Below are 23,380 nucleotides of genomic sequence, written 5' to 3'. Positions count from 1 at the left end.
CACAAGTGTGGATGGCACGCCGTCCGTCGGCACCCGCCGATGCCGATGCCGATGCCGATGCCGGCCGTGCCCGGTACGCGCTCAGCCGTCCCCGGTACAGACCCGGGTGTCCTGCGGGAACCCACTGCCACGGACCAGGAACTGCCCGGGCCGGGCCGCCCTCCCCCTTTCAAGCCCCCGCAGGTCGAACTAGCGGGTCGGCTCGGTCGGTGGTGGGTCGAGGGCGGGGATCAACTGCTCCTCCTCGTACGCCAGATGGTTCTCCAGCTCGGTGGTGAGGCGGTCGACCTCCCGGCGGGCGTGCTGGGGATCCGCGGAGTCGTCGCCGATGATCCGCTTCAACTCCGCGGTCAGGGCGGCGGTGTGCTCGTGTTCCTCGCGCAGGCGGGCCAGGGCCGGGGCGAGTTCGGGGCGGCTGTCGGCGAGGAACGGGAAGATGCCGAGTTCCTCGCCGGTGTGGTGGTTGTGCAGGCCCGCGCAGAGTGTCAGACAGTTGACTCGGAGCTGGGCGCCGAGGGTGGGCCCGGCTGCGCTGAACTCCTTTCGTATCAGGGCGAGTTCGCGGCGGAACGCGTCATGGATGACCTTGAGTCCCTGGCCCATCGAGGTGGCGTTCACGTTCGGCGGGCCGTCGACGGGGAGCTCGTGGAGGGCGACGACCGGGATCACCCGCGTGGTCTTCGCCTGGTAGTCCGCCCAGCCCGGTTCGGCCTCGACCAGCCGGGCGAAGGTCTTGTCCCGTTCGGCGCCCGCCAGCGCCTCCGCCCTCGCCTCGTACGTGAACACCCCGGTCTCCACGGTGACTTGGGGGTGCGCGAGGAGGTTGTGGAACCAGTCGGGGTGCTGCGGGGCGCCGCCGGCCGAGGCGATGACCAGCACGCTCGCGCCGCCGTCGGGGTAGTAGGCGACCGGGGCCGTGTGCCGCTTGCCCGAGCGTGCTCCCGTGGTGGTCAGCAGGATCAGCCTGGCTCCTTCGAAATAGCCGCCGACCTGGCCCGCGTTGGCGCGGAACTCTTCGATGACCTGCTGGTTGAAATCGTTGGGCATTCTCTTCTTTCTTCTTGACTGTTACTGGATCGGGGCATGGGGAATCGCCGCGGGGCGAATTCGGGTACGCCCGTGGTGGCAATGCGGAGATGGTGAGATGGAGGCGCACGAATTCCCCGCAGGGCGAACGACGGCAGGGCGAACGCCGGCAGGGTGAACGTCTGCCGGGCATGCGCCTGCGACGGCACTGGTGGGGAAACGTGCGGGTACGCGGCACGCCTTACGCGGAACGGCACGCATGGTTGCGATGCGGCGTGCGGGGCGCCGTGCGGCACTCGTACAGGAAACTCCGTACGAGCGCTCGGCGCGCTTGAATCGGAAAGGGCGGCCCTCTGGCCCGCCCGGGCCTCACTCGGAGGCCGGGAACCCTACTCGCTGATGGCCCAAGGCCGACCCGGCAGTCACGGAGGAAAGGCTAATGGAATGGGTGCGACAAGGCAATGCGTGTTTTCAGGCCTTGTCCGGCCCTTGTCCGGCCCTTGCCAGGGCTCGTCCGAATAACAAGGCAGCTGACTCCGGAGGCCGTTGACGCCTCACCGGTCTGTTCCACGGTTGTTCACCGGTCCGTGGAGAGGCGGGCGTGTGGCGCGGGTGTGGTGGACCGGCGGGGCCCGTCCGTGGTCGACTCCCTGCCATGAGTCTGTCGGTCGATGTGTACGTGCCCAGAGCGGAGGGCGGCATCGAGGTGCTGGACGTTCCGCCCGAGTCCTCCGACGTGGCCGGCTGGGAGCGGTGGCGTACGGAGGTGTGGGGGTCGGAGCCGGTCCGTTCGCTGGGTGCGCGGTTCTTCCCGCGGCTGGCCACCGAGGACCTGACGGTGGCGCCGGACGAGGTGTCCGACTTCCTCGCCGAGTGCGATCTGCTCCGTACCCATCTGGCGCGGATCGCCGATCACATGACGGCGGAGGCGGGGACGGCCTCGCGCAAGTCCCACGCCGAGCACGCCGAAGACGTCCGCCGCCGCCTGGACAACATCGTGAACGCGGCTCGACGGGCGTTGGGTGTCCGTGGCGGGGTCATCATCTGGTGACTGGTCCGCGCCGAGTGGCTCGGCGACCGCTTCACCCGTGGTCGCCGAGCCACCCGCCGCCGCGCCCCCTGCCACCAGCCGCGCTACTTGCCGCGCGGCTGGTTGAACCGCAGGAGGTTTCCGGCCGGGTCGCGGAAGGCGCAGTCGCGTACTCCGTACGGCTGGTCCATCGGTTCCTGCAGTACGTCGCCGCCCGCGGCGCGGATCCGCTCGAACAGGGCGTCGCAGTCGTCGGTCCGGAAGATGACGCCGCGCAGCAGGCCCTTGGCCATCAGCTCGGCGACCGCCTGCCGGTCGGCGGGCGTGGCGTTCGGGTCCGCGAGCGGCGGCTCCAGGACGATCTCCACGTCCGGCTGCGAGGGCGAGCCGACGGTCACCCAGCGCATCCCCTCGAATCCGACGTCGTTGCGCACTTCGAGACCGAGCACGTCGCGGTAGAAGGCGAGTGCCTTGTCGTGGTCGTCGACGGCGATGAAGCACTGTGCAAGCTTGAGATCCATGCTCATCACGCTAGTGACCGGTGGCGGGTTTCGCTTCTCCGTTACTGACCGGCACCCGAGAAGTCGTACGCGGCCCAGTCGGCGAGCTTGCGATAGCCGAGGCGCTGGTACAGGGCGTTGCTGGTGGGGTTGGACCGGTCCGCGAACAGGACGACGTCCTTGGCGCCCGCGGCCAGCGCGGCCCGGCTCACCTCCGCCGACACGGCAGCCGCGTAGCCGTGACCGCGCAGGTGGGCCGGGGTGTAGACGACGTCCACCTGGATCTGGCCGCCGATCAGCGGGTTCAGGCCCGCGATGGAGACGGGGGTGCCGTCCGGGGTCTCCCAGAGTGTGTAGCGCTTGTCGGCGTAGCGGGTCGTGGCCCAGGTGCCGGCGTTGACGGAGACGTCCTCGCCGACGGCCTTGGCGAACTCGCCGCACCAGAAGATGGTCTCCTCGAGGTCCTGCTCGCCCAGGACGCGACCCCGGCCGGCCGGCAGCGGCTCCGGCGGGGTGAGCGTGCCGAGGCCGTACAGACGGACCTGTGTGTCGTGGAGTCTCGGCGTCGCGCCGGTGTGCCGCTGCCAGGCCTCGGCGAAAGCGGTGGCGGTGCTGTGGTCCGCGCTGACGCGGGAGGGGGAGTGCCCGAGGGCGGCCAGGCGGACGGCGAGGGAGTCGGCCTGCTCGGGCGTGAGCGGGGAGAGGCCCAGGGCGCGGGGCGGGAGGCGGTAGAAGGTGGCACCGACCTCGCCCGCCCGCTCCAGCACACCGAAGACGGGGGCTTCGGTGCCGAACGAGTGCGCCCCGCGCTTTCGCACCCTCTCGGCCCACGTCAGCTGCATGACATGCGGGCCGGGCCGCGAGCGCAGGAAGTCTCCGGCCCGGGCGAGGAATTCGTCGACGTCTTCGGTGAGGTGCCAGTCATCTGGGCGCATGCCTCATGGTTCCCCAGGCTGCCGCTGTGCCCCGTGCTTTTCCGCCAGGGCGGGGCAGCGGAACTTCCGCACAGTTGCTCGGGCCTCCCCGCCGGGGACGCGGCGATCGCCGCCGGGATCGTTGTCCTGAAATCGCCAGCGAGGTCGTCCGGGGCACGGGCCTGCGTCGAAGCCGGTGCACGGGTCCGCGTCGGGGCCGGCGCTCGTGCACCGGACGACCTGCGGGTTCGGGGCGGCGATGAAGGGGCGGCAATGGGGAGGGGCGGCAATTGGGGGGCCTCAGCTCTCGACGGCCTCCGCGATCTGCTGGGCGGCCTCGGCGGGTGTGAGGTGCGTGGTGTCGACGACCTCGGCCTCGGCGTGCAGCCAGGTGCGGGCGGCTTCGGCGTAGGGCTCGAGGTACTGGAGACGGAACGGGGAGTCGGGGCCGATGACGGTGTCGCCCGCGATGCGCCCGCGGAGGGTGTCCTGGTCGGCGTGGAGGACGAAGTGGCGTACCGGAATGGAGTGTTGGGCGAGGCCCGAGCTGATCTCGCGCCAGTACTGCTCGACCAGGACGGTCATGGGCATCACCAGGGTGCCGCCCGCGTAGTCGAGTACGCGGCGGGCGGTCTCGACGACGAGCGGCCGCCACGGCGGCCAGTGCTGGAAGTTGTCCGTCCCGGGCCCGGGCAGCGCCGGCGCGATGTTCATGAGTGTCTCGCCGACCTTCTCGGCGTCGAACACCCGTGAGTCCGGGATCAGCCGCTGCACGAGTGCACTGGTCGTCGTCTTGCCCGCGCCATGGGTGCCGTTGAGCCATACGATCATGGGATCCGACGCTAGCGCTGTGCGGCGGGCCACGGAAACCGCACGGCGGAATTCCGGTACGGCTTCGGCGACCTCGGCCGGGTTTCGGCGGCCACTGCGGGAACAGCGTGGCGGATCGTGCCCGAACCGGCCTGGCGAGGGCGCGTCGAAGTCATGCCCCACCTCCCCACGTAACCTCTTCCTGTGCCCGCACCCCGCCTGCATCGCGTCGCCGTCCTCGTGTTGGAGGGTGCGAAGCCGCTCGATGTCGGAATTCCGGCGCAGGTCTTCACGACCCGCGCGAGCATGCCGTACGAGGTGCGGGTGTGCGGGGCGGCACCCGGTCTCGTGACCGGCGGCGACGGCCTCGCGTACTCCGTCGCCCACGGCCTCGACGCGCTCGCCTGGGCCGAGATCGTCTTCGTCCCCGGCTACCGGTTCCCGGACCGCGACGATCCGCCGCGGGCCGTCGTCGACGCTCTGATCGCCGCCCACGACCGGGGCGCGCGGCTCGCCGCCATCTCGACGGGTGCCTTCGCGCTCGCCGCCACGGGCCTGCTCGACGGCAGGCGCGCGACGACGCACTGGCACTACACGCGGGCACTGATGGCCAGGCATCCGCTCGTCCAGGTCGACGAGAACGTGCTGTTCGTCGACGAGGGCAGCGTGCTCACCTCGGCCGGCGCCGCCTCCGGCATCGACCTGTGCCTGCACATCCTGCGCGGCGACCTCGGAGTGGCCGCGTCCAACCATGCGGCCCGGCGGCTGGTCGCGGCCCCCTACCGCAGCGGCGGCCAGGCCCAGTACGTGCCGCGCAGCGTCCCCGAGCCGCTCGGCGAGCGGTTCGCCGCCACCCGCGAGTGGGCGCTGCACCGGCTCGGCGAGCCCCTCACCCTCGACGTACTGGCGCGGCAGGCAGGGGTGTCGCCGCGCACGTTCTCCCGGCGCTTCGTCGACGAGACCGGCTACACGCCGATGCAGTGGGTGATGCGCGCCCGTATCGACCTGGCCCGCGAACTGCTGGAGCGCTCGCAGCGCGGCGTCGAACAGATCGCCGCCGACATCGGGCTGGGCACCGGCGCGAACCTGCGCCTGCACTTCCAGCGCATCCTCGGCACCACACCGAGCGAGTACCGGCGTACGTTCACCCGGGGCGAGTGACCCGCCGGACGCCGCGTGGGCGGGTGCGGCCGCATGTACGGGTGCGGCCGCGTGTGTACGGGTGTGGCGGGATCCTTTTGAACCATGGCGATCCCGCCACTGTCAGCGGCGCGGCCTGCGGGCGAGCCTGGTGTGGAAGGGAAGGGACCTCACTCATGACTCGCATCGCCATCAACGGATTCGGCCGCATCGGACGCAATGTGCTGCGCGCACTGCTGGAGCGCGACAGCGCCCTGGAGGTCGTCGCCGTCAACGACCTGACGGAGCCCGCCACTCTCGCCCGGCTGCTCGCCTTCGACAGCACGGCCGGCCGGCTCGGGCGCCCGGTGACCGTCGACGGGGACACCCTCGTCGTCGACGGCCGTCGGATCAAGGTGCTGGCCGAGCGCGAACCGGCGCAGCTGCCGTGGGCCGAACTCGGCGTCGACATCGTCCTGGAGGCCACCGGCCGCTTCACCTCGGCCAAGGCCGCCGGCGCCCACCTCGACGCGGGTGCGCGCAAGGTGCTCGTCAGCGCGCCGTCGGACGGCGCCGACATCACGCTCGCGTACGGCGTCAACACCGACGCGTACGACCCGGCCGCGCACACGATCGTCTCGAACGCCTCCTGCACCACCAACGCGCTCGCCCCGCTGGCCAAGGTGCTCGACGACCTCGCCGGTATCGAGCACGCCTTCATGACGACGGTGCACGCCTACACGCAGGAGCAGAACCTCCAGGACGGTCCGCACCGCGATGCCCGTCGCGCCCGGGCCGCCGGCGTCAACATCGTGCCGACCACGACCGGCGCCGCCAAGGCGATCGGCCTGGTGCTGCCGAACCTCGACGGCAAGCTGTCGGGCGACTCGATCCGCGTACCGGTGCCGGTGGGCTCGATCGTCGAACTCAACACGACCGTCGCCCGCGACGTGACGCGCGACGACGTGCTGGCCGCGTACCGCGCGGCGGCGGAGGGCCCGCTCGCCGGTGTATTGGAGTACTCGGAGGACCCGCTGGTGTCGTCGGACATCGTGGGCAACCCGGCCTCGTCGATCTTCGACTCGGCCCTCACCCGCGTCGAGGGCCGCCACGTCAAGGTGGTCGCCTGGTACGACAACGAGTGGGGCTTCTCGAACCGCGTGATCGACACACTCGAACTCCTTGCCACCGGGTGACCCGGTGACCGGGTGCGGTGTGGTCCCCCGTCCCCGGTGACTGTGCCGGCCGACTCACCCAGAGGGTGCGCCGGTCGGCAGGTCGGCACACCCTCTGGGCTCTGGGCTCTGGACTTAGGGCTTCGGGTTTTGGGCATCGGGCGCTCTGGTCGAGCAGTCGGGCAACCGGAGCGCTCATGTCGTGTCCCAGCTGTCCCAGCCGTAGGCACCGGGACGTTCATCCGCGGAGCCGAGCCGGCAGGCGCTGTGGAATCGGTCGCGACGTGGGGGTCGTCACGCCTCGGGGAGCCGACCTGGTTCTCCTGACTTGCTGGGCGAGTCGGTATTCGTCGGCTTCACGGATGAGCTCCTGAAAGCGGAACCGGTGCGACTCGAAGCGCATGCCGATCACTCCTCCTCACGCCAAGCACGTCACCCGGCCTCACCGATGCTGTGGGCTGACCCAAGGTGAGGGTCAACTGGCGGCAAACACTCCAGAACTCGCCTGCACATGGCCGGGCCCCGGGCGCGCATGGGATGAGCGAACAGAAATCGCTTCGTAAGGACACGTCGGCGTGATCCTCAGCATGCCGGGCATGGATGCCGGGCATGGGCCGGGCCTGTTGTCGGGGGCGGAGTTCATCGCCCGCACCGGCGGTGACATGGACGCCTTCGGCCGTTCGGGCCGACTTACCGGGGTCGCCGACCTCGCTCCGGTCCCACGGGACTCTGAACGCATCAGTGGCAACATGCGTCGGCCACACCGCCGCCGCCATCACCACCGACTCCTGCGCGTCTTCTAACTCTCCGCCACCTCTCCGAAGAGATCGCCGCCCGATCCATCCGAGTCCAGGGAGGCCGGTTGCCGCAGTTGTACGCGTGCGTCCTTGCGGGTTACGCGTCCTTGCGGATGAAGTCCGACTCGACCGGCTCGACGTGCGGATGCCTCGCCCACCAGTACGGCACCGCCGGTGACCCCGCGGAGCGTGAGCGGCGGTATCCGTCGGACACGGCGGAGGCCGAGTGGGCCCAGACCCGGCCGCTGCTCCCGGTGCCGGGCAGGCTGTAAAGCCGCGGCGGCCGGCCGAAGGGATACCGTCACCGGCAGATACTGGACCGATCTCGGACGCGATCCGCTGCCTGGCGGACAACGGACAACGGCAGCAAGTGGCGGTCGATGCCGGCCGACTTCCCGCCGTGGGACCGGGGCTGTGCCTTCTTCCGCTGTGGGCGCGAGAACGAGCTGATCCAGGAGTTCCACGACCAGCTGCGCGGGCAGTCCGCGAGCGGGCAGGCCGGGATGCGCGGCCGAGTGCCGGGGACGCTCCCGTCACTCCGCCAGTCCGTCACTCCGTACGGCCGCATCCGAGCGGAACAGCGGAACACCGTGCGAGAGGGCGGCAGATGGACCGAACGGAACTCGCCGGGATGCTGCGCGACCAGACCACGGGCTGCGAACCCGCCAAGGCGGCACTCTCGACGGAGGCGACTTCGTCGTGTGGGACGGTGTCCCGTCTCAGACCATCTGGTCGACGCAGGCCGGCAGGGACTTGACTCCGTGCCGGGCCGAGGCCGTGGCCGTGGCCGTCGGGGAGTTCACTCCCGGTTGGAGAGAGGAGCGCGTAGTTCGACGCGCAGTCGGATGGACGTGTCGATGGGCAGTCCCAAGCACGCGTGGCGAAGATCCTTTGAGTAGCGTGCGATGAGGTCCAGATCCCGTAGTTGCCGCTGGAGCTCGGAGGCGAGTGCCTCGTCCGTGTCGACGGGGAGTTCGTCTTCTTCCTGATCGGCCAGGCACTCAAGGTGCTGTTCGATCGCCTCAACCGCCCGGCTGCTGGTCCAAGCGGCGAATTCCTGGCAGCCGAACAGGTAGGCATGTGCGGCATACAACGCTGCCGCCGCAGCCGACTCGTCCGCGTCATCCGGCCCGTCCTGGCCGTCGTTGTGGCAGTACTCGCTGAGCATGTACTCGCCGACACCGCGCTTGACGGCCGAGAAGGCCGTCGAGTCGCCGAGGACGCCCTCCCATACGGAATTCAGCAGAGGTCGCAGGCTCACGGTGAACGGCGCCTGCTCGTCCTCGGGCAGTGCCTCGTGCCAACTCATCAGGCGCTCCGCGACACCGGCGGCGAACACACCACGCTCGCCGGACGACACTGCCTTCAGCCGCTCCTCCACCAGCGCGGAAAGCTTCCGCCACGTATCCATTCGAGGCCACCCCAGATTCGCGATGCCAGCGTGCTCACACCGGCCGAGGCGATCATCGCAGTCACCAGTTGCGGCTCCACCCGCGAACTCCCAGCGGCCCGTACTCTCGTCGATGCCGCCGTGTCCCACTCGTGCTTCTGGCTAGTCTGCGGGCATGACGGAGTGCCCAGGATTCGGCACGATGCTGGCGTGGCTGCTGGACCACAGAGGGCTCCGCGCGCAGGAACTCGCCGACCGCGCCGGGCTGAACGCAGACGAGGTCCGCGCAGTGCTCGCGGGGGACAGCCCCGGCGAGGAACTCCTCCGACGGCTCGGGCCCGCACTGGGCTTCCACGCCGTCGATCTGTTCATTCTCGCGAGGCTGGCGGTCCCGGACGACATGGCGCCACTGGATGCCACGGCCGCGATGTGGGTGAAGAATACGGTGACGGATGCGGTGCGTCTCCCCGCAGCAGGACGCCGTGAACTCCTGCAGCTGATCCGCTCACTGCCGCAGGAGGAACGGCGTTCCAGCTTCGCCCCGAAGCCGCTCATGCCCCTCGCCGGCGGTCCGGGCGCTTGGGTCATCCGCATGCTCCAGTACCGCAATCTGAACTGGACGGGCATGGCGAAGACGCTTGCGTTCGTGACGCCCACGTACCTGTCGGCGGCCACTTACGGTGTGATCGGCTCTGGTCGCAAGGAGTTGACCCCGCGCCTGGTGACGGACTTCGCTGCCCTGCTGGGGATCGATGCCCGCGAGCTGGCCGTGCTGACAGGCGTCATTTTGACTGAGGTGCCACCGCCTCCGGCCCCGGAGGCGGTGGATGCCGCAGCACTGCTGTGGGAGGCGCGGCGTCTATCCGCTGCCCAGGCACGACACACCTCCGATTTGGCACGCTCGATGCGGGGTTACTCCCACGACGCGCACCTCATGGAACCGCCCGGATCCGACACCCGCTGACAGCCCCGGCGGACCAGATCACCTGAGACGCCGAGCTTGCTGTCCTGTCCCAGGTGAGTCTGGGTATCACGCTGCGCTGACCTGTGGTGCCCGGACTTGAGCGGGACGGAACTCGGCGGAGTGGCTCACCCAGATCCGGACAGGTGGGCCGCGCTCTGTCAGTCGTCCGGGTCGTGGTGAGCTCAGGAGTCGGCAAGCGTGGCGTCGAGGGTTGCCGGGTCGAAGCCGGCGTCGGTCAGGACGGCGGCGGCCACTCCGCGGCCGACCCGGGCAAGACCGATGAGCAGGTCCTCGCAGTCGATGCGGTCGGATCCGTGCTGCTCGGACCGTGCCTCCGCGATGTCGATGGCCTTGCGGGAGTAGGGAGTCCAGGCGATCCGTTCGGCTGCTTGGGATGCGCCCATGCTCAGCCGGGTTCCGACGGACTGGTGGACCGTTTCCGGTGAGACGCCGGCGGTCTGCAGCAGCCGGGTGGCGCTGTTGTCCTGCGCGGTCAGTCCCCAGAGCAGGTGCTCGGTGCCGATGTAGTTGTTGCGGTGGTGCACTGCCGCTCGTTTGACGTGGACCATCGCCTGGCGGAGGTCGTCGGTCATTCCCTCGGGGCTGTAGCGCTTGTGAGGAGCGTGGAAGCGCTGCTGGACCGCCTGCCGCGTCACGCCCAGGGACGCGCCGATGTCCGTCCATGAGTTGCCGTGCATCCGGCAGTGCTCTACGTAGTCCTCGACCAAGTCGTCCGCCAGGGCTTGCAGTTGGCCTGCGAGTTGGGCGGCGACCGTGAGCAGGGCGAGCCAGTCGGGCTGTTCCTGACCGCCGGGGCGGTGTGCGGTGTCGCATCTCCGGTCGACTTCCGCGATGAGATCGTCCAGGTCTGGAAGAGACATGAGGCAAGTACGCCTTGACAATTCAGAATTGTCAAGGCGTACTTGCCTCGGCCGAAATACCCAGGTGACTGAGGCGTCAACGCAGATGCCCGGAGATCTCCGAGACTGCCCGGACGTCACAGGGGCAGGGCGTGTCCTGTCCCAGACAAGTGTGGGCGGGACGATGTCCTGACCTGCGGTGCCTACGGTTGTTCGGGACGAGTCGACGGCTTGCGTCCCACTCAACCGTAGGCAGTCGCTCTCTGGCGTCAGGTGGTTTCGTTGCCCAGTGGGTAGCCGATCTCGGCAACGTCCTTTGCCGGGGCGCCCATCGCGGCCTCAGGGTTCAAAGCGGCAACCACCTCGCTCGTCAGGGGACGCAGTGCCAACACGTGCTGAATGGCTGCGAGGGGGAGCGGGATTTCGTAGTAGTCCTCGGCGAAGTGCTGGAACGCTTCCGCAGACCGGTCGGCCAGCAACCGGAACAAGTGCTCGGAGCCGTCCGGATCGCTGGCACCGTCGTGAGGAAACTCGACCGTCCCCGCATTCCAAGCTCCATCGCCCACCTCCCGCCATGCGCAGGCGGTCACGACGGGCATTCCGTCCTCGTCGGCGAACGCGGGCTCTTCGACGCAGGAGCGGAAGGCTTCCGGGACGTCGTCCAGCACGCCCGGCCACGGTCCGTCGTTGGCATAGGGACTCATGTGTGACTCGTGTGCGAAGCCACGGATGTAGGCACCGACGGCCGAGAAGACGATGGAAAACTCGTCGCCCGATCCGTCGCGCATCGAAGCCACCTCTTCCCCGGCGGACCAGTGCGCGTCGAAGGAGTAGTGCCGATCGGCCCATTCCGGGCTGAGTATCGCTTCCAGCATCGCCATCGAGCGGCAGTGATCGCGAAGCGCGGAAATCTCGGGCAGTTGCCGAGCAACATCGTGAATGGTCACGTCTGCATCCAACATCAGGGGTCTGACAGCCATGGCGGCGCGGAGTATCGGGTGACTCGGCGCACGAAGGTGCCGATACGTCGGTCAGAACCTCGTTGTGGGAGAGCACGGACCGCCAGCCATCGAGCTGCTCAACGAGCGGGAGTCGATCAAGCATCCGTATTTCCTATTACGGACAGCCGCTTTCACAAGGAGGTTTAGCTGCAAGCGGGTGTCCCAGCCCGCGAGGCGGGCAAGGTCAGGACCGCGAGGTCCGGAACGCGAGATACCGGCTGAAGGCTTCGTGGCTGTCGGGGGTGAAGCGCCACTCCAGCAGGGCCGACCGCAGCTCCGGCTCGGTCAGCCGGCCATGCCAGGCGACCTCATCGGGATCGGCGGCCACGGTGTCAGGCACCACGGCTTCGTGCACGCCGAGCCAGTGAGGGCTCAAACCGCTGCGGTCGAGGAACGTGAACAGCAAGCGCGGGAGCACACGAATGCCCAGCTCTTCGGCCAGCTCCCGCGCGGCGGCCTGTTCATAGGACTCACCGACATCCACGGCGCCACCGACCACGACCTCGTAGAGCCCCGGGAAGCGCGACAGCTGTTCCGACCGCCGGTGAACGAGGATCCGCCCACGCTCATCACGACACACCGTCACGGCGACCCGGTGCAGCCAACCCTCCCGGATGGCCTGCCGACGACTGACCACCCCCAGGACCCGATCTTGATCGTCGACACACTCCACCAGTTCGTCCACGACGCACACGCTGGCAGAGCCCACTGACAACGCCGATTCCCGGCAACCCGCGGAACCGGCCCAAGAGCACCTGCTCCAGGAGGCCGGACGCGGATGACGACAGTTGTCGTGCAACAACGACACCTATCGTGCTCAGGCTCACCCACCCGCAAGTGGCATAGCGCACTTTTGCAAGCAGGTGCTTGCAATAGTTAGCGGGGGTGGTGCAGGGTAGAGGCATGGCATCGCTCAACGTCGGCAATCTCGGTGAGTATCTGCGTGAACAGCGGCGTAACGCGCAGCTGTCCCTGCGGCAGCTCGCCGAGGCCGCCGGGGTGTCCAATCCGTATCTGAGCCAGATCGAGCGCGGGCTGCGCAAGCCGAGCGCGGAGGTGTTGCAGCAGGTCGCCAAGGCCCTGCGGATCTCCGCCGAGACGCTGTACGTCCGTGCCGGGATCCTCGACGCCGAGCGGGACCGGGACGAGGTGGAGACGCGTGCCGTCATCCTCGCCGACCCGACGCTCAACGAGCGGCAGAAGCAGGTGCTGCTCCAGATCTACGAGTCCTTCCGCAAGGAGAACGGGTTCGAGATCGAGGTCGGGATCAAGGCGGTCGAGGAGGCTCTGGGCGTCACCGGTGCGGCGGACGCGCCGGATGCCGCCGGCGGCCCGATCGTCACGACCGGCGTAACGGACGTGACGGATGGCCCGGACACCGTCGTTGACAGGGCCCGCACGGCCGACGGCAGCGATGCCGGACCGAACGACCCGCACGACCAGCAGGATCCGAAGGACCCGCACGACCCGCACGACCCGCAGGACAAGAACGACCCTCACGACCAGCAGTCCTCCGCGAGCTGACCGGGCACGTCATGACGAGCACGGCGTGGCCAGTACGGCATGGCCGGGCACGGCACGGCATGGAACGGCCCGGCCGGCGGCGGAGTACCGCACCACAAAACCCTCACGCTTCAAGCACTAGCGATTCCGGGAGGACCATCGCCATGGCCATCACCGACGACCTGCGCAAGACCTTCAGCGACCCGACCCCGCTCTACTTCGCCGCCGGCACCGCCGACCTGGCCATTCAGCAGGCCAAGAAGGTGCCCGGCATCGTCGAGCAGCTGCGTGCCGAGGCGCCGGCCCGTATCGACGCCGTACGCGGCATCGACCCGAACGAGGTTCAGGAGAAGGCCTCCGCCCGTGCCAAGGAGGCGCAGGAGACCATTCAGACCAAGGTGAACGAGTTCATCGGCACCCTGGACACCGACCTGAAGAAGATCGGTGAGACGGCTCAGGACTTCGCCCTCCGCGGTGTCGGCGTGGCCGCCGAGTACGCCGTGAAGGCGCGCGAGACGTACGAGAAGGTCGCCGAGCGCGGCGAGCAGACCGTGAAGACCTGGCGCGGCGAGGCCGCCGAGGAGATCGAGGAACTGGCCGTGGCCGTCGAGCCGAAGCCGGAGCCGGTCGAGGTCAAGGCCGAGAAGCCCGCCGAGGCCAAGGCCGAGCCCGCCCCGGCGAAGAAGCCCGTGGCCAAGAAGGCCCCGGCCGCGCGCAAGACCACCGCGAAGAAGACGACGCCGCCCGCGAAGTAGTCGCGGCGCCGCCGGGCCGATGGCGGCGGGGCATCACGAGAAGGTCGGGGACTCCGGGCACTATCGGAGTCCCCGACCCGTTCTGCGGGTACGGTGACCGCGTAGGGACGAGGACTCGAATCGGGTAGGTGGGCCAAGTGCTGTTGACCGCGTTCGGCGGCTTCATGTCGCTGATCTTCCTCGGCATGCTGGTGCTCGCGGTGGTGGCGCTGGTGATGGCCGGCCTGGCGCGCGACGACGCGTACCGCGCCGCGAACAAGCAGAGCAAGATGTTCTGGCTGGTCATCCTGGGTGTCACGGTGGCCGTGAATCTGCTGGTCCCGATGGTCTTTCTGCAGATCGCCGGCCTCATCGCCACGATCGTCTTCTTCGTCGACGTCCGGCCCGCGCTCAGGCAGGTTTCAGGCGGCGGGGGCGGCCGCCGGGGCGGCAGCAGCAGCGACGGCCCGTACGGCCCGTACAACGGCGGACGCTGAGTCCTCCCCTGCCACTTCCCAGCCGCCCGCGCACCGGCGCCCCTCCGGGGCGCGGGGAACCGCGTGACCAGCCACGGACGACCCGCAGACGCTGACGCGAGACCAGCCGCAGACACTCGACGGCGCCCCCCAGCGGAGCGCTAAGCCACCCGGTCCAGCAACAGCACCGCCACGTCGTCCGTCAGCTCCCCGCCATTGAGGTCCCGCACCTCGTTCACGGCGGCCCGCAGCAGCTCCTCGCCCCGCAGCCCCTGCGCCAACTGGCGGCGGACCATGTCCACCATCCCGTCCTGGCCGAGCCGCTCCCGGCCCTCGCCGGTCCGGCCCTCGATCAGGCCGTCCGTGTAGAGCATCAGACTCCACTCGCCGCCCAGCTCCACCTGCCGGCGCGGCCAGCGGGCGTTCGGCAGCAGCCCCAGCGCCGGGCCGCCGTTCTCGTACGGCAGCAGCTCGGCGACGGGAGGGGCCGGGTCCCCGGCGCCGTCCGCGCCGACGACGGCCCGCGAACGGGCGGGGCGCGAGATCAGTGGGGCCGGGTGACCGGCCAGGCACAGGCCCGCGCGGCGGCCGTCCGGCGCGATGTCCACCGTGCAGAGCGTCGCGAAGATCTCGTCGTTGTCGCGCTCGTGCTCCAGGACCTGCTGGAGCGTGGAGAGCAGCTCGTCGCCGCACAGGCCCGCCAGCGTCAGCGCGCGCCAGGCGATGCGCAGCTCCACGCCGAGCGCCGCCTCGTCGGGGCCGTGACCGCAGACGTCGCCGATCATGGCGTGCACGGTGCCGTCGGGGGTGCGGACCGTGTCGTAGAAGTCGCCGCCGAGCAGCGCGCGCGAGCGGCCGGGCCGGTAGCGCGCGGCGAACCGCAGCGAGGAGCCTTCGAGGAGGGGCGTGGGCAGCAGGCCGCGCTCAAGGCGCGCGTTCTCCTGCGCGCGCAGCTTGGACTCGGTGAGCCGTCGCTCGGCCGTGTCGGAACGCTTTCGCTCCACCGCGTAGCGGATCGCGCGGCTCAGCAGCCGGCTGTCCAGCTCGTCGCGGAAGAGGTAGTCCTGGGCGCCGACGCGCACCGCCTCGGCGCCGTGCTCGGCGTCCTCGGACGCGGTGAGCGCGAGGACGGCGTGCCGCGGCGCGAGCCGCAGTACGTGTTTGAGCGTGGCCAGCTCGTCCTCCGGCCCGACGTCGGCGGCCGTCCGGCCGCCGGTCGTCAGCGCGAGGTCGAGCAGGATGCACTGGACGTCGTCGGTCAGCAGCCGCTCGGCCTCGGTGAGGTTGCGGGCGGTACGGACACGTATCGGCTTGCCGGCCGAGTCCAGGAGGGTGGGCACGTTCAGCGAGCCGGCCGGGTCGTCCTCGATCACGAGCAGCGTCAGCGGGGCCGTGCCGTGGTGGGCACCGCCGTTGTGGAAGCCGCCGTGGTGGGCGTCGCTCCCGTGGCCGGGGTCGTCGCGGTTGTCGCCGCCGGTGTCGCGGCTCGTCGAGGGCGGCGCCTGGCTGGGCAGGGCGCCGGGTGCGGGCACGGCCCGAGCCGGTCCGCCTGTGGATGACGCGGCGCGAGCCTGACCACCTTCCACGGCGGGGATCGCTCTCTGCCGCGGTACGGGTACGGGCATCGTCTGGGTTCCTTCCCTCCCCCCGAGGGCATGGCGGACCGAGGGGTCTCGGTCCACCGACGGGGACCATAGCGTCAGCCGCCGCCACAAAGGAATGGCGGAGGCCCGGGCATATCCAAAACGGCCACCGTCATATGCCGCATCCTGTACCGCAATTGGGCAGGATGCGCTCTTGTTCGGGATGACGTACATCACGCCCCGGTGGTTGCCGGGCGGCCCGGAACGTGCCGCGCATCACGTGCGACACGTCACGCCACCGGCGCCACCAACGGCTCCAAAGCGGCTAAGTGTCACTTATCGGGACGTACAACCCCGGTGGACGGGTGAGCGTCCCCAGCTGGAAGTCCGGTCCGGCCGGAAGTCCGGTCCCGGTGGACAGGCGGCGTCACTGTTCGGGGCGTACGACTCCGAGTATCGGCATCGATCCCGCTCCCGCGATCGTCACCGTGCGCCCCGGGCGGGGTGCGTGGATGATCGCGCCGTCGCCTATGTAGAGGGCGACATGGCTGGCGTCGGAGTTGTAGATGATCAGGTCGCCGGGGCGCATGGACTCGACGGCGATGCGGTCGAGCTGCTTCCACTGCTCCTGGGACGTGCGCGGGATGCCCTGCCCGGCGGCCGCCCACGCCTGCGAGGTCAGGCCCGAGCAGTCGAAGGTGTTGGGGCCCTCGGCGCCCCATTCGTACGGCTTGCCGAGCTGCTTCGTCGCGTACTCCACGGCCTTCTCGCCCTGGGTCGACGCCTTGCCGCTGATCTCGTCGAGGACTCCGGAGCCCAGCCAGGCCGACTGCGCCTTGTACGCGGCCTGCTGCTCCAGCTTCGCCAGGCGCTTCTTCTCGTCCTTCTCCAACTGCGACTCGAGCTTCTCGGCGGCGGCGATCTGCTTCTTGACCTTCTTCTTGGCCTTCTCCTTCGCCTCGCGGTTGGCATCCAGCTTCTTCCACTGGGCCGCCGCGTCGCGTGTGTACTGCTCCAAGTCCTCCTGGGTGCGCTTCATTTCGGCGAGCAGGCCCTTGGTCGCCTGTGCGCCCTCGCGGATCCGGCCCGCGCCGTCCAGGAACTGCTCCGGATCGTCGCTGAGCATCAGCCGGGCCTCGTCCGGCAGGCCGCCGCCGCGGTACTGGGCACGGGCCGCGGCACCCGCGCGGTCCTTCAGGTCGTCCAGCCGCGCCTGCCCCTCGACGATGGAACGGGCCAGCCCGACGATCTGCGTCGACTGCTCCTCGGCCCGCTCCTCCGCGAGGTTGTACGCGTCCGTGGCGACCGCCGCGTCGTGGTACAGCGTGTCCAGCTTCTTGCGGATCGCCTCAAGGTCCTTGGTGCTCACGGCCGTTGAACTCGGCAGCGGAGTCGAGGTCGGTGTGGGGGACGGGGGCGGAGCCGCGAAGGCAACTCCCGGCGCGGACAGGATGGTTGCCGCGCAGGCCAGGGCCATGGCCGTAGTGGTCAGGCTCCGCTTGCCGGATCCCATGGACCAACCCCCAAGTTGATTTACCGTCAGTAACTTACGAAGGCCTCGGGGATCGTGCCATGTCGGCGCGCAATGTGACAGAGGCGGGCAGGAACTCCCTCCTCCGCACCCCCCGTTCCCCACCACTCACTGCCCACTCGGCGATGATCTCCCGCGCGCTCCCCGCCATTGTGACGAACGACTCACCGAGATCGTTCCCGCCGTTTCCCACCGCGTCACGGCTCAGCCGACCTCATGTCCGCGGGCCCGGCCGACTCGTGTCCGCGGGCTCCGCCGACCTCCTGTGCGTGGGCCCGGTCGGCTCATGCCCGCGGGCTCCGTCGGCACATTTCCGCCGGCTCGGCCGGCCTATGAGCGAGGCGCCAACGCCTCCCAGCGCACGGTCACTTCGCCCTGCCGCCAGCGCTTCACCCCGTCCGTGACCGGCCAGTCCGCCGTCAGATCGCGTACGGCCCTGATCCAGCGCTGTCGGGCGCCGTACGAGGCGTACGGCGCCGCGGCCGCCCAGGCGCGGTCGAAATCGCGGAGGAAGGCGTGCACCGGTTCGCCCGGGACATTGCGGTGGATGAGGGCCTTGGGGAGGCGTTCGGCCAGGTCGGACGGGCGGTCCAACGATCCGAGGCGGGTGGCGAACGTGACGGTCCGCGGGCCCTCGGGGCCGAGCGCGACCCACACGTGCCGGCGGCCGATCTCGTCGCACGTGCCCTCGACGAGGAGCCCGCCCCGAGAGCCGGCGCCCGCCGGAGCGAGGCGGGCGCACAGCCGTGCCCAGACCTCGGCGACCTCGGCCTCCTCGTACTGCCGCAGCACGTTCGCCGCGCGGATCAGTGACGGCCGCTCCGGCAGGGGGATCTCGAAGCCGCCGTGCCGGAAGGCCAGCCCCTCGCGTTCGTACGGCTTCGCGGCCGCGACCCGGGCCGGATCGATCTCCACGCCGACCACACGGGTGCGGGGAGCGGCGGTGCGGAGACGGTGGAGGAGCTCCACCGCGGTCCAGGGGGCCGCGCCGTAGCCGAGGTCCACGGCCACGGGGGCGTCCGGCCCGCGGAGTTCGGCGCCGTGGGTCGTCGCGATCCAGCGGTCCATGCGGCGGAGACGGTTGGGGTTGGTGGTGCCGCGCGTCACCGTCCCGACGGGGGTCGCTGCGCGGGCTGCCATGGAGGCAAGGGTATGCGGTGCGGGTGCCTCCGGCGGCGGGGCGGGTTGTGTGTGCGGGTCGGTCGTGGCCGGTCGCGCAGTTCCCCGCGCCCCTAGAAGACTGCGCAGTTCCCCGCGCCCCTAAAACCTGGGGCGCGGGGGTTCGGGGCGGAGCCCCCGAGAGGGGTCCCCCACGCACCACGCCATCGAACGGTTGAGCGACCCCCAGTAATGATTGGGCAAAGAGGAAATGGAGCAGAGTGCCCCGGCGTTCAAGGAGCTGGAGGGCGCTTCACGTCCTCCGTCAGGCATGCCCGCAGCACGGTCAGAGCAAGTCCGCAGCAAGGAGGAACGCCACGTGAGCCAGTACGTGAGCAGGCTCGGGCTCCGCTCCCCGGCAGCCCCTTCGAGGCTCAGGCTGCACCGCCGGCCCCGCCGCGTCGCGATGCTCTCCGTGCACACCTCACCGCTGCACCAGCCGGGCACCGGCGACGCGGGCGGCATGAACGTCTACATCGTGGAGCTGGCCCAGCGCCTCGCCGCGATCAACATCGAGGTCGAGATCTTCACGCGCGCGACGACCGGGGCCCTGCCGCCCAAGGTGGAACTCGCGCCCGGAGTCCTCGTACGGCATGTGGACGCGGGCCCGTACGAGGGGCTCGCCAAGGAGGATCTGCCCGCGCAGCTCTGTGCCTTCACGCACGGGGTGATGCAGGCCTGGGCGGGTCACCGGCCCGGGTACTACGACCTGGTGCACTCGCACTACTGGCTCTCCGGCCATGTCGGCTGGCTGGCCGCCGAGCGCTGGGGCGCACCCCTGGTGCACGCGATGCACACCATGGCGAAGGTCAAGAACGCCGCCCTGGCCGACGGCGACACCCCCGAACCCGCCGCCCGGGTCATCGGCGAGACGCAGATCGTGCGCGCCGCCGACCGCCTCATCGCCAACACCTCCGAAGAGGCCGACGAGCTCGTACGGCACTACGAGGCCGAGCCCGGCAAGGTCGCGGTCGTCCACCCGGGCGTGAACCTCGAACGCTTCCGCCCGGCCGACGGACGCGCCGCCGCGCGCGACCGGCTCGGCCTGCCGCAGGACGCCCTGATACCGCTCTTCGCCGGCCGCATCCAGCCCCTGAAGGCGCCCGACGTGCTGCTGCGCGCGGTCGCCGTCCTCCTGGACGAGCGGCCCGACCTCCGCTCGAACATCGTGGTGCCCATCGTGGGCGGCCCGAGCGGCAGCGGTCTCGCCAAGCCCGAGGGCCTGCAGAAACTCGCCGCCAGGCTCGGCATCGCCGACGTCGTGCGGTTCCGGCCGCCGGTCGGACAGGAGCAGCTCGCCGACTGGTTCCGGGCCGCGTCCGTCCTGGTGATGCCCTCCTACAGCGAGTCCTTCGGGCTCGTCGCCATAGAGGCGCAGGCGGCGGGGACACCGGTGCTCGCGGCCGCGGTGGGCGGCCTGCCCGTCGCGGTGCGCCACAAGGAGACGGGCTTTCTGGTGCCCGGCCACGATCCCGTCGACTACGCGCGCGTGCTGCGCGATTTCGCCGACAACCGGGCGCTCCCGGACCGGATGGGCGCGGCAGCCGCCTGGCACGCCAAGTCATTCGGCTGGGACACGTCCGCCGCCGCCACGGCGGACGTCTACACGGCGGCGATGCACGAGCACCGGCGTCACGTACGCTCCCACCATGGCTGACGTGGAGAGCGCGGCGGGGACCGTCGAAGAGGTCCTGAAGGACGCCGAGATCGAGTGGGAGAGTCCGGAGCCCGGCCACTTCGTGGTGAAGCTGCCCGGCACCCGCAAGCTGTCGACGACCGTCTCGCTGATCGTCGGCAGGCACTCCCTGTCGCTCAACGCCTTCGTCATCCGGCACCCGGACGAGAACGAGCCCGGCGTGCACCGCTGGCTCCTTGAGCGCAACCTCAAGCTCTACGGCGTGAGTTACGCGGTCGACCGCCTCGGCGACATCTATGTGGCGGGCAAGCTCCCGCTCGCCGCGGTCACCGCCGACGAGATCGACCGGCTGCTCGGCTCGGTCCTGGAGGCCGCCGACGGCAGCTTCAACACCCTCCTGGAGCTCGGTTTCGCCTCCGCGATCCGCAAGGAGTACGCCTGGCGGGTGTCGCGCGGCGAGTCCACGCGCAACCTCGACGCGTTCAGCCATCTGACTCGACGTTCGACCGACTGACCAACCGGTCCGCACCAACTCTCCAGCCACGTCTCTAACGCCCAAGTATCAACCAACCCTTGCACGACCCTTTCCCCGTGCAAGGGCCGCGTGTCATGCTCGCTGCCAACGCACATCTGAACGTCGTTCACATCCATGGAATCCCCATCCCTGGAAGGCGGTTCGGACATGAGTGACCGTTGGGAGGGCCCCACCAGACGGGCCGTGCTCGGCAGCGCGACCGCGGTGGCGGCCGACGCCGCGACCGGTACCGTCACCGGCGACGTCGGCGGCCAAGTGCCCGCCCTCTGGCGTGAGTTCACCCGCACCCCCTTCACGCACCCGCAGATCCCGTACGTCGGCAGGGCCGGTCAACGCGCCGGGGCGGCGCACTTCCCCCGCCGCCCCGTCGTGGCCGACGTCCGCGCGTACGGCGCCGCGGCGGACGGTTCGGCCGACTCCGCCCCCGCGATCAACCGTGCCGTCGCTGCCGCCGGAAGGGCCGGCGGCGGCACGGTTCTCATCCCGCCCGGCACCTACCGCCTCGACGGCCTGGTCCACGTCGGACACTCGAACGTCGTTCTGCGCGGCGCCGGCAGCGCCCGTACGAAGCTGTACGCGACCCGCAGTCTCACCGAGCTGATCGGCGCCTACGGTTCGCGCTACGGCGGCGACAAGTCGTCCTGGTCATGGGCGGGCGGCCTGGTCTGGTTCTGCCCGGCGGACCGCTTCGCCGCCCTGACGGGCGCCATCAGAGCGAAGGCCTGGCCCTTCGAGGGCTGGACCGGCAACCAACGGGACGAGTGGGAGACCCTGACCACGGTCGAGCCCGCCCGCCGGGGCTCCTGGACGGTGACGGTCGCGGACCCGGGACGACTCAGACCCGGCCGGCTCGTCCTCCTCCGCCTCGCCGACGACGCCGGGCACACCCTCCTGGAACACATGGCGGGCGGCGGCCCGGGCCCGGAGGCGTACCACTGGAACGACAAGACAAAATTGACCAGCTACATCCCGTATGAATGGCCCGTGCGCATCGCGCGCGTGCGGGGCGGAGAAGTCACCCTGGAACGACCGCTCCCGCTCGACACCCGCCCCGAGTGGGACCCGCGCCTCACCACCCATGTGGAGGCGCTGACCGGCTCGGGCGTCGAGGGCCTCACCCTCGAAGCCGTCGAGACCCCGCAGGCCCCGCATCTCCTCGACCGGGGCCACAACGGCGTCACCTTCCAGTGCGCGTACGACTGCTGGGCCGACGACGTCGTCGTACGGCACATGGACAACGGCTTCGGCCTGGTGGCCGCCTCCGCCTGCACCCTGCGCAACACCCGGGTCGCGGGCCGGGGTTCGCACCACCCGTACTTCTGCCGCGAGGGCTCCCACGACAACCTGATCCAGGACTTCGTCGTCGAGCAGCGCACGACACAGGTCCCGGTGGGAGCCCAGCTGCACGGCATCAACGTGGAGGGGCTGTCCTCGTACAACGTCTGGTCGCGCGGTGACATGCGCATGGGCACCTTCGACACCCACCGGGGCATGCCCTTCGCGAACGTCCGTACCGACATCACGGTCACCAACAACGGCCGCCACGGCGGCGACACCAATGCCGGGCCGCTCTTCGGCGCCCGCTTCACGCACTGGAACATCCGCGTCACCAACGCCCGCGCCGGCCTGACGAGGATCGACGGCCTCGCCCCCTACAGCGCCACCGTCGGCATCAACGAGGTGACGGAGTTCGACCAGATCGACGTACCCGACTTCTCCGGAGACCCGCACTCCCGCCTGGAGCTCTACGGGACCTCGGGGACGGTGCGCCCGCGGAACCTGTACGAGGCTCAGCGCGAGCTGGACCTCAGTCACCGCCTCGGCGCGCGCTGAGGCGGTAGCGCCCCGGAGCCACCCCGACCAGCCGCTTGAAGTGGCGGGTCAGATGCGACTGGTCGTAGAAGCCGGTCTCCGCCGCCACCTCGCCCGGCGTACGGCCTTCGAGGAGGAGGCGGCGGGCGAGGTCGACGCGGCGGGACATCAGGTACTGGTGCGGGGCGATCCCGAAGGCACCGCTGAACGCCCGCACCAGGTGGGCGGGGTGCGCGTGCACCAGACTCGCGGCCTCGTCCAGGTTCACACCCTGGACGACCCGCTCGTCGAGGAGTTCGCGGAGGCGGCGGGCGAGGGGCTGGTCGGGCCGAGGCGGAGGGTTCTCCCCGGTCTGTGTCCCTGCCCGCGGGCGCAGATGGCCGCGCAGCCGCTCGCCGATCAGGGTCAGCCTGCTCTCCGCCTCCAGCTCGTCGCCGGGGTGGGCGAGGGCGGTGTGCAGCTGCCCGACGCGCGTCCGCAGTACGGGGTCGACGAGGTCCGGGGTGTCCACCGCCGGGCCGATGTAGGTCTCGTCGAGCCGGCTGAGGTCGAGGTACAGCACCCGCTTGCGGAAGCCGGACGGCGTGACCGGCGAGCCGTTGTGCGGGACGTGCGGCGGCAGCAGCGAGACCGTGTCGTGCGGGGTGCCGTGCTCGTGCCGGTCGAGGTCGTACCGCACGGCCCCGGCGTCGACGATCAGCAGCGTCCACGCGTCATGCACGTGCATCGGATACGCGTACTCCGTGAAATGGGCGTGGAAGACCTCCACGACACCCGGTACGCGCGGGCGCCACGCGGAGACCTCACGCTGGGCGACCATGCAAAG

At 70.2% G+C, this 23,380-nt stretch carries 23 protein-coding genes and 1 pseudogene; 12 read left to right on the top strand and 12 right to left on the bottom strand.

All coding sequences use genetic code 11. The features are described 5' to 3' along the window. Positions 1-189 precede the first annotated feature (189 nt). Positions 190-1,047 carry a nitroreductase/quinone reductase family protein gene (locus tag ACH4YP_RS19005; protein WP_398491288.1) on the bottom strand — a complete coding sequence of 286 codons (858 nt, stop codon included), beginning with the start codon at positions 1,045-1,047 and terminating at the stop codon, positions 190-192. A gap of 634 nt (positions 1,048-1,681) precedes the next feature. Between ACH4YP_RS19005 and ACH4YP_RS19000 the strand changes: the two genes are divergently transcribed. Beyond that, positions 1,682-2,077 carry a hypothetical protein gene (locus ACH4YP_RS19000; RefSeq protein ID WP_361058425.1) on the top strand — a complete coding sequence of 132 codons (396 nt, stop codon included), beginning with the start codon at positions 1,682-1,684 and terminating at the stop codon, positions 2,075-2,077. Positions 2,078-2,160: 83 nt separating this feature from the next. On the opposite strand, the gene ACH4YP_RS18995 is transcribed toward ACH4YP_RS19000, so the two are convergent. The 3 genes from ACH4YP_RS18995 to ACH4YP_RS18985 form a co-directional block, all read right to left on the bottom strand. Next, positions 2,161-2,577 carry a VOC family protein gene (locus ACH4YP_RS18995; RefSeq protein WP_361058423.1) on the bottom strand — a complete coding sequence of 139 codons (417 nt, stop codon included), beginning with the start codon at positions 2,575-2,577 and terminating at the stop codon, positions 2,161-2,163. 41 nt (positions 2,578-2,618) lie between these two features. Then, positions 2,619-3,491: a GNAT family N-acetyltransferase gene (locus tag ACH4YP_RS18990; protein WP_398491285.1), complete on the bottom strand. Its 873-nt coding sequence runs from the start codon at positions 3,489-3,491 to the stop codon at positions 2,619-2,621. A 279-nt stretch (positions 3,492-3,770) separates the two neighbouring features. Continuing rightward, entirely contained in the window at positions 3,771-4,301 is a 531-nt protein-coding gene (locus ACH4YP_RS18985) for an AAA family ATPase (RefSeq protein WP_398491284.1), read from the bottom strand. A gap of 183 nt (positions 4,302-4,484) precedes the next feature. On the opposite strand from ACH4YP_RS18985, the gene ACH4YP_RS18980 reads away from it, so the two are divergent. The 4 genes and pseudogenes from ACH4YP_RS18980 (at position 4,485) to ACH4YP_RS18965 (ending at position 7,643) form a co-directional block, all read left to right on the top strand. Next, the gene (locus ACH4YP_RS18980) at positions 4,485-5,441 is read left to right on the top strand and encodes a helix-turn-helix domain-containing protein (RefSeq protein WP_361058417.1); all 957 of its coding nucleotides are present in this window, start codon (positions 4,485-4,487) and stop codon (positions 5,439-5,441) included. 155 nt (positions 5,442-5,596) lie between these two features. After that, complete coding sequence (gap, locus tag ACH4YP_RS18975; RefSeq protein WP_398491282.1) at positions 5,597-6,595, top strand: type I glyceraldehyde-3-phosphate dehydrogenase; 999 nt, start codon at positions 5,597-5,599, stop codon at positions 6,593-6,595. A 554-nt stretch (positions 6,596-7,149) separates the two neighbouring features. Further along, positions 7,150-7,374, top strand: a pseudogene (locus ACH4YP_RS18970) (hypothetical protein); the annotation flags it as partial. Positions 7,375-7,436: 62 nt separating this feature from the next. Next, a complete protein-coding gene (locus ACH4YP_RS18965) occupies positions 7,437-7,643 on the top strand; it encodes a hypothetical protein (protein ID WP_361058413.1) in 207 nt (68 codons plus the stop codon). A 527-nt stretch (positions 7,644-8,170) separates the two neighbouring features. Here the strand turns inward: ACH4YP_RS18965 and ACH4YP_RS18960 are convergent. Beyond that, positions 8,171-8,782, bottom strand: a complete 612-nt coding sequence (locus ACH4YP_RS18960; RefSeq protein ID WP_398491280.1) for a hypothetical protein — start codon at positions 8,780-8,782, stop codon at positions 8,171-8,173. Positions 8,783-8,963: 181 nt separating this feature from the next. Here ACH4YP_RS18960 and ACH4YP_RS18955 point away from each other — a divergent pair, with 181 nt between their 5' ends. After that, positions 8,964-9,725 (top strand): hypothetical protein, encoded by a 762-nt coding sequence (locus tag ACH4YP_RS18955; RefSeq protein ID WP_398491278.1) that lies wholly within the window; start codon positions 8,964-8,966, stop codon positions 9,723-9,725. Between the two features lie 182 nt (positions 9,726-9,907). On the opposite strand, the gene ACH4YP_RS18950 is transcribed toward ACH4YP_RS18955, so the two are convergent. The 3 genes from ACH4YP_RS18950 to ACH4YP_RS18940 form a co-directional block, all read right to left on the bottom strand. Beyond that, a complete protein-coding gene (locus ACH4YP_RS18950; protein WP_361058407.1) occupies positions 9,908-10,606 on the bottom strand; it encodes a Clp protease N-terminal domain-containing protein in 699 nt (232 codons plus the stop codon). Positions 10,607-10,854: 248 nt separating this feature from the next. Continuing rightward, a complete protein-coding gene (locus ACH4YP_RS18945) occupies positions 10,855-11,547 on the bottom strand; it encodes a hypothetical protein (protein WP_361058455.1) in 693 nt (230 codons plus the stop codon). Between the two features lie 223 nt (positions 11,548-11,770). Then, positions 11,771-12,271, bottom strand: coding sequence for an NUDIX domain-containing protein (locus ACH4YP_RS18940; protein WP_398491276.1), 501 nt, complete (start codon positions 12,269-12,271; stop codon positions 11,771-11,773). 218 nt (positions 12,272-12,489) lie between these two features. On the opposite strand from ACH4YP_RS18940, the gene ACH4YP_RS18935 reads away from it, so the two are divergent. From ACH4YP_RS18935 to ACH4YP_RS18925, 3 genes are all read left to right on the top strand, one after another. After that, on the top strand, positions 12,490-13,110 hold the full coding sequence (locus ACH4YP_RS18935; protein ID WP_398491274.1) for a helix-turn-helix domain-containing protein: 621 nt from the start codon (positions 12,490-12,492) through the stop codon (positions 13,108-13,110). A gap of 143 nt (positions 13,111-13,253) precedes the next feature. Continuing rightward, positions 13,254-13,844, top strand: a complete 591-nt coding sequence (locus ACH4YP_RS18930; RefSeq protein WP_361058401.1) for a hypothetical protein — start codon at positions 13,254-13,256, stop codon at positions 13,842-13,844. 137 nt (positions 13,845-13,981) lie between these two features. Then, positions 13,982-14,320, top strand: coding sequence for a DUF2516 family protein (locus ACH4YP_RS18925; protein WP_361058399.1), 339 nt, complete (start codon positions 13,982-13,984; stop codon positions 14,318-14,320). A gap of 140 nt (positions 14,321-14,460) precedes the next feature. Here the strand turns inward: ACH4YP_RS18925 and ACH4YP_RS18920 are convergent, their stop codons facing one another. The 3 genes from ACH4YP_RS18920 to ACH4YP_RS18910 form a co-directional block, all read right to left on the bottom strand. Further along, positions 14,461-15,924, bottom strand: a complete 1,464-nt coding sequence (locus ACH4YP_RS18920; protein WP_361058397.1) for a fused response regulator/phosphatase — start codon at positions 15,922-15,924, stop codon at positions 14,461-14,463. Positions 15,925-16,309: 385 nt separating this feature from the next. Beyond that, positions 16,310-17,395, bottom strand: a complete 1,086-nt coding sequence (locus tag ACH4YP_RS18915) for an NlpC/P60 family protein (RefSeq protein WP_361058395.1) — start codon at positions 17,393-17,395, stop codon at positions 16,310-16,312. Positions 17,396-17,743: 348 nt separating this feature from the next. Next, on the bottom strand, positions 17,744-18,553 hold the full coding sequence (locus tag ACH4YP_RS18910; protein WP_361058393.1) for a class I SAM-dependent methyltransferase: 810 nt from the start codon (positions 18,551-18,553) through the stop codon (positions 17,744-17,746). Between the two features lie 337 nt (positions 18,554-18,890). On the opposite strand from ACH4YP_RS18910, the gene mshA reads away from it, so the two are divergent. The 3 genes from mshA to ACH4YP_RS18895 all read left to right on the top strand — a co-directional run bounded on the left by mshA (position 18,891) and on the right by ACH4YP_RS18895 (position 22,575). Further along, positions 18,891-20,228, top strand: coding sequence for a D-inositol-3-phosphate glycosyltransferase (gene mshA, locus ACH4YP_RS18905; protein WP_361058391.1), 1,338 nt, complete (start codon positions 18,891-18,893; stop codon positions 20,226-20,228). Then, a complete protein-coding gene (locus tag ACH4YP_RS18900) occupies positions 20,221-20,721 on the top strand; it encodes a YbjN domain-containing protein (protein ID WP_361058389.1) in 501 nt (166 codons plus the stop codon). The genes mshA and ACH4YP_RS18900 overlap by 8 nt, the downstream gene beginning before the upstream one ends. Positions 20,722-20,889: 168 nt before the next feature. Further along, positions 20,890-22,575: a glycosyl hydrolase family 28-related protein gene (locus ACH4YP_RS18895; protein WP_398491270.1), complete on the top strand. Its 1,686-nt coding sequence runs from the start codon at positions 20,890-20,892 to the stop codon at positions 22,573-22,575. Here the strand turns inward: ACH4YP_RS18895 and ACH4YP_RS18890 are convergent. Further along, on the bottom strand, positions 22,550-23,374 hold the full coding sequence (locus tag ACH4YP_RS18890) for an AraC family transcriptional regulator (RefSeq protein ID WP_398491268.1): 825 nt from the start codon (positions 23,372-23,374) through the stop codon (positions 22,550-22,552). The two genes, ACH4YP_RS18895 and ACH4YP_RS18890, sit on opposite strands and share 26 nt — an antisense overlap. Positions 23,375-23,380 lie beyond the last annotated feature (6 nt).

Origin of the sequence: Streptomyces sp. NPDC020747 (assembly GCF_044334695.1) — a bacterium.
Classification (GTDB): domain Bacteria; phylum Actinomycetota; class Actinomycetes; order Streptomycetales; family Streptomycetaceae; genus Streptomyces.
Note: the sequence above shows the minus strand (reverse complement) of the source record. Positions and strands in the feature narration are given on the sequence as shown.

Coding starts and splice junctions, on each gene's coding strand:
- ACH4YP_RS19005 (WP_398491288.1), bottom strand. CDS start 1,047: ATGCCCAACGATTTCAACCAGCAGGTCATCGAAGAGTTCCGCGCCAAC.
- ACH4YP_RS19000 (WP_361058425.1), top strand. CDS start 1,682: ATGAGTCTGTCGGTCGATGTGTACGTGCCCAGAGCGGAGGGCGGCATC.
- ACH4YP_RS18995 (WP_361058423.1), bottom strand. CDS start 2,577: ATGGATCTCAAGCTTGCACAGTGCTTCATCGCCGTCGACGACCACGAC.
- ACH4YP_RS18990 (WP_398491285.1), bottom strand. CDS start 3,491: ATGCGCCCAGATGACTGGCACCTCACCGAAGACGTCGACGAATTCCTC.
- ACH4YP_RS18985 (WP_398491284.1), bottom strand. CDS start 4,301: ATGATCGTATGGCTCAACGGCACCCATGGCGCGGGCAAGACGACGACC.
- gap (WP_398491282.1), top strand. CDS start 5,597: ATGACTCGCATCGCCATCAACGGATTCGGCCGCATCGGACGCAATGTG.
- ACH4YP_RS18960 (WP_398491280.1), bottom strand. CDS start 8,782: ATGGATACGTGGCGGAAGCTTTCCGCGCTGGTGGAGGAGCGGCTGAAG.
- ACH4YP_RS18955 (WP_398491278.1), top strand. CDS start 8,964: ATGCTGGCGTGGCTGCTGGACCACAGAGGGCTCCGCGCGCAGGAACTC.
- ACH4YP_RS18950 (WP_361058407.1), bottom strand. CDS start 10,606: ATGTCTCTTCCAGACCTGGACGATCTCATCGCGGAAGTCGACCGGAGA.
- ACH4YP_RS18945 (WP_361058455.1), bottom strand. CDS start 11,547: ATGTTGGATGCAGACGTGACCATTCACGATGTTGCTCGGCAACTGCCC.
- ACH4YP_RS18935 (WP_398491274.1), top strand. CDS start 12,490: ATGGCATCGCTCAACGTCGGCAATCTCGGTGAGTATCTGCGTGAACAG.
- ACH4YP_RS18930 (WP_361058401.1), top strand. CDS start 13,254: ATGGCCATCACCGACGACCTGCGCAAGACCTTCAGCGACCCGACCCCG.
- ACH4YP_RS18920 (WP_361058397.1), bottom strand. CDS start 15,924: ATGCCCGTACCCGTACCGCGGCAGAGAGCGATCCCCGCCGTGGAAGGT.
- ACH4YP_RS18915 (WP_361058395.1), bottom strand. CDS start 17,395: ATGGGATCCGGCAAGCGGAGCCTGACCACTACGGCCATGGCCCTGGCC.
- ACH4YP_RS18910 (WP_361058393.1), bottom strand. CDS start 18,553: ATGGCAGCCCGCGCAGCGACCCCCGTCGGGACGGTGACGCGCGGCACC.
- ACH4YP_RS18900 (WP_361058389.1), top strand. CDS start 20,221: ATGGCTGACGTGGAGAGCGCGGCGGGGACCGTCGAAGAGGTCCTGAAG.
- ACH4YP_RS18895 (WP_398491270.1), top strand. CDS start 20,890: ATGAGTGACCGTTGGGAGGGCCCCACCAGACGGGCCGTGCTCGGCAGC.
- ACH4YP_RS18890 (WP_398491268.1), bottom strand. CDS start 23,374: ATGGTCGCCCAGCGTGAGGTCTCCGCGTGGCGCCCGCGCGTACCGGGT.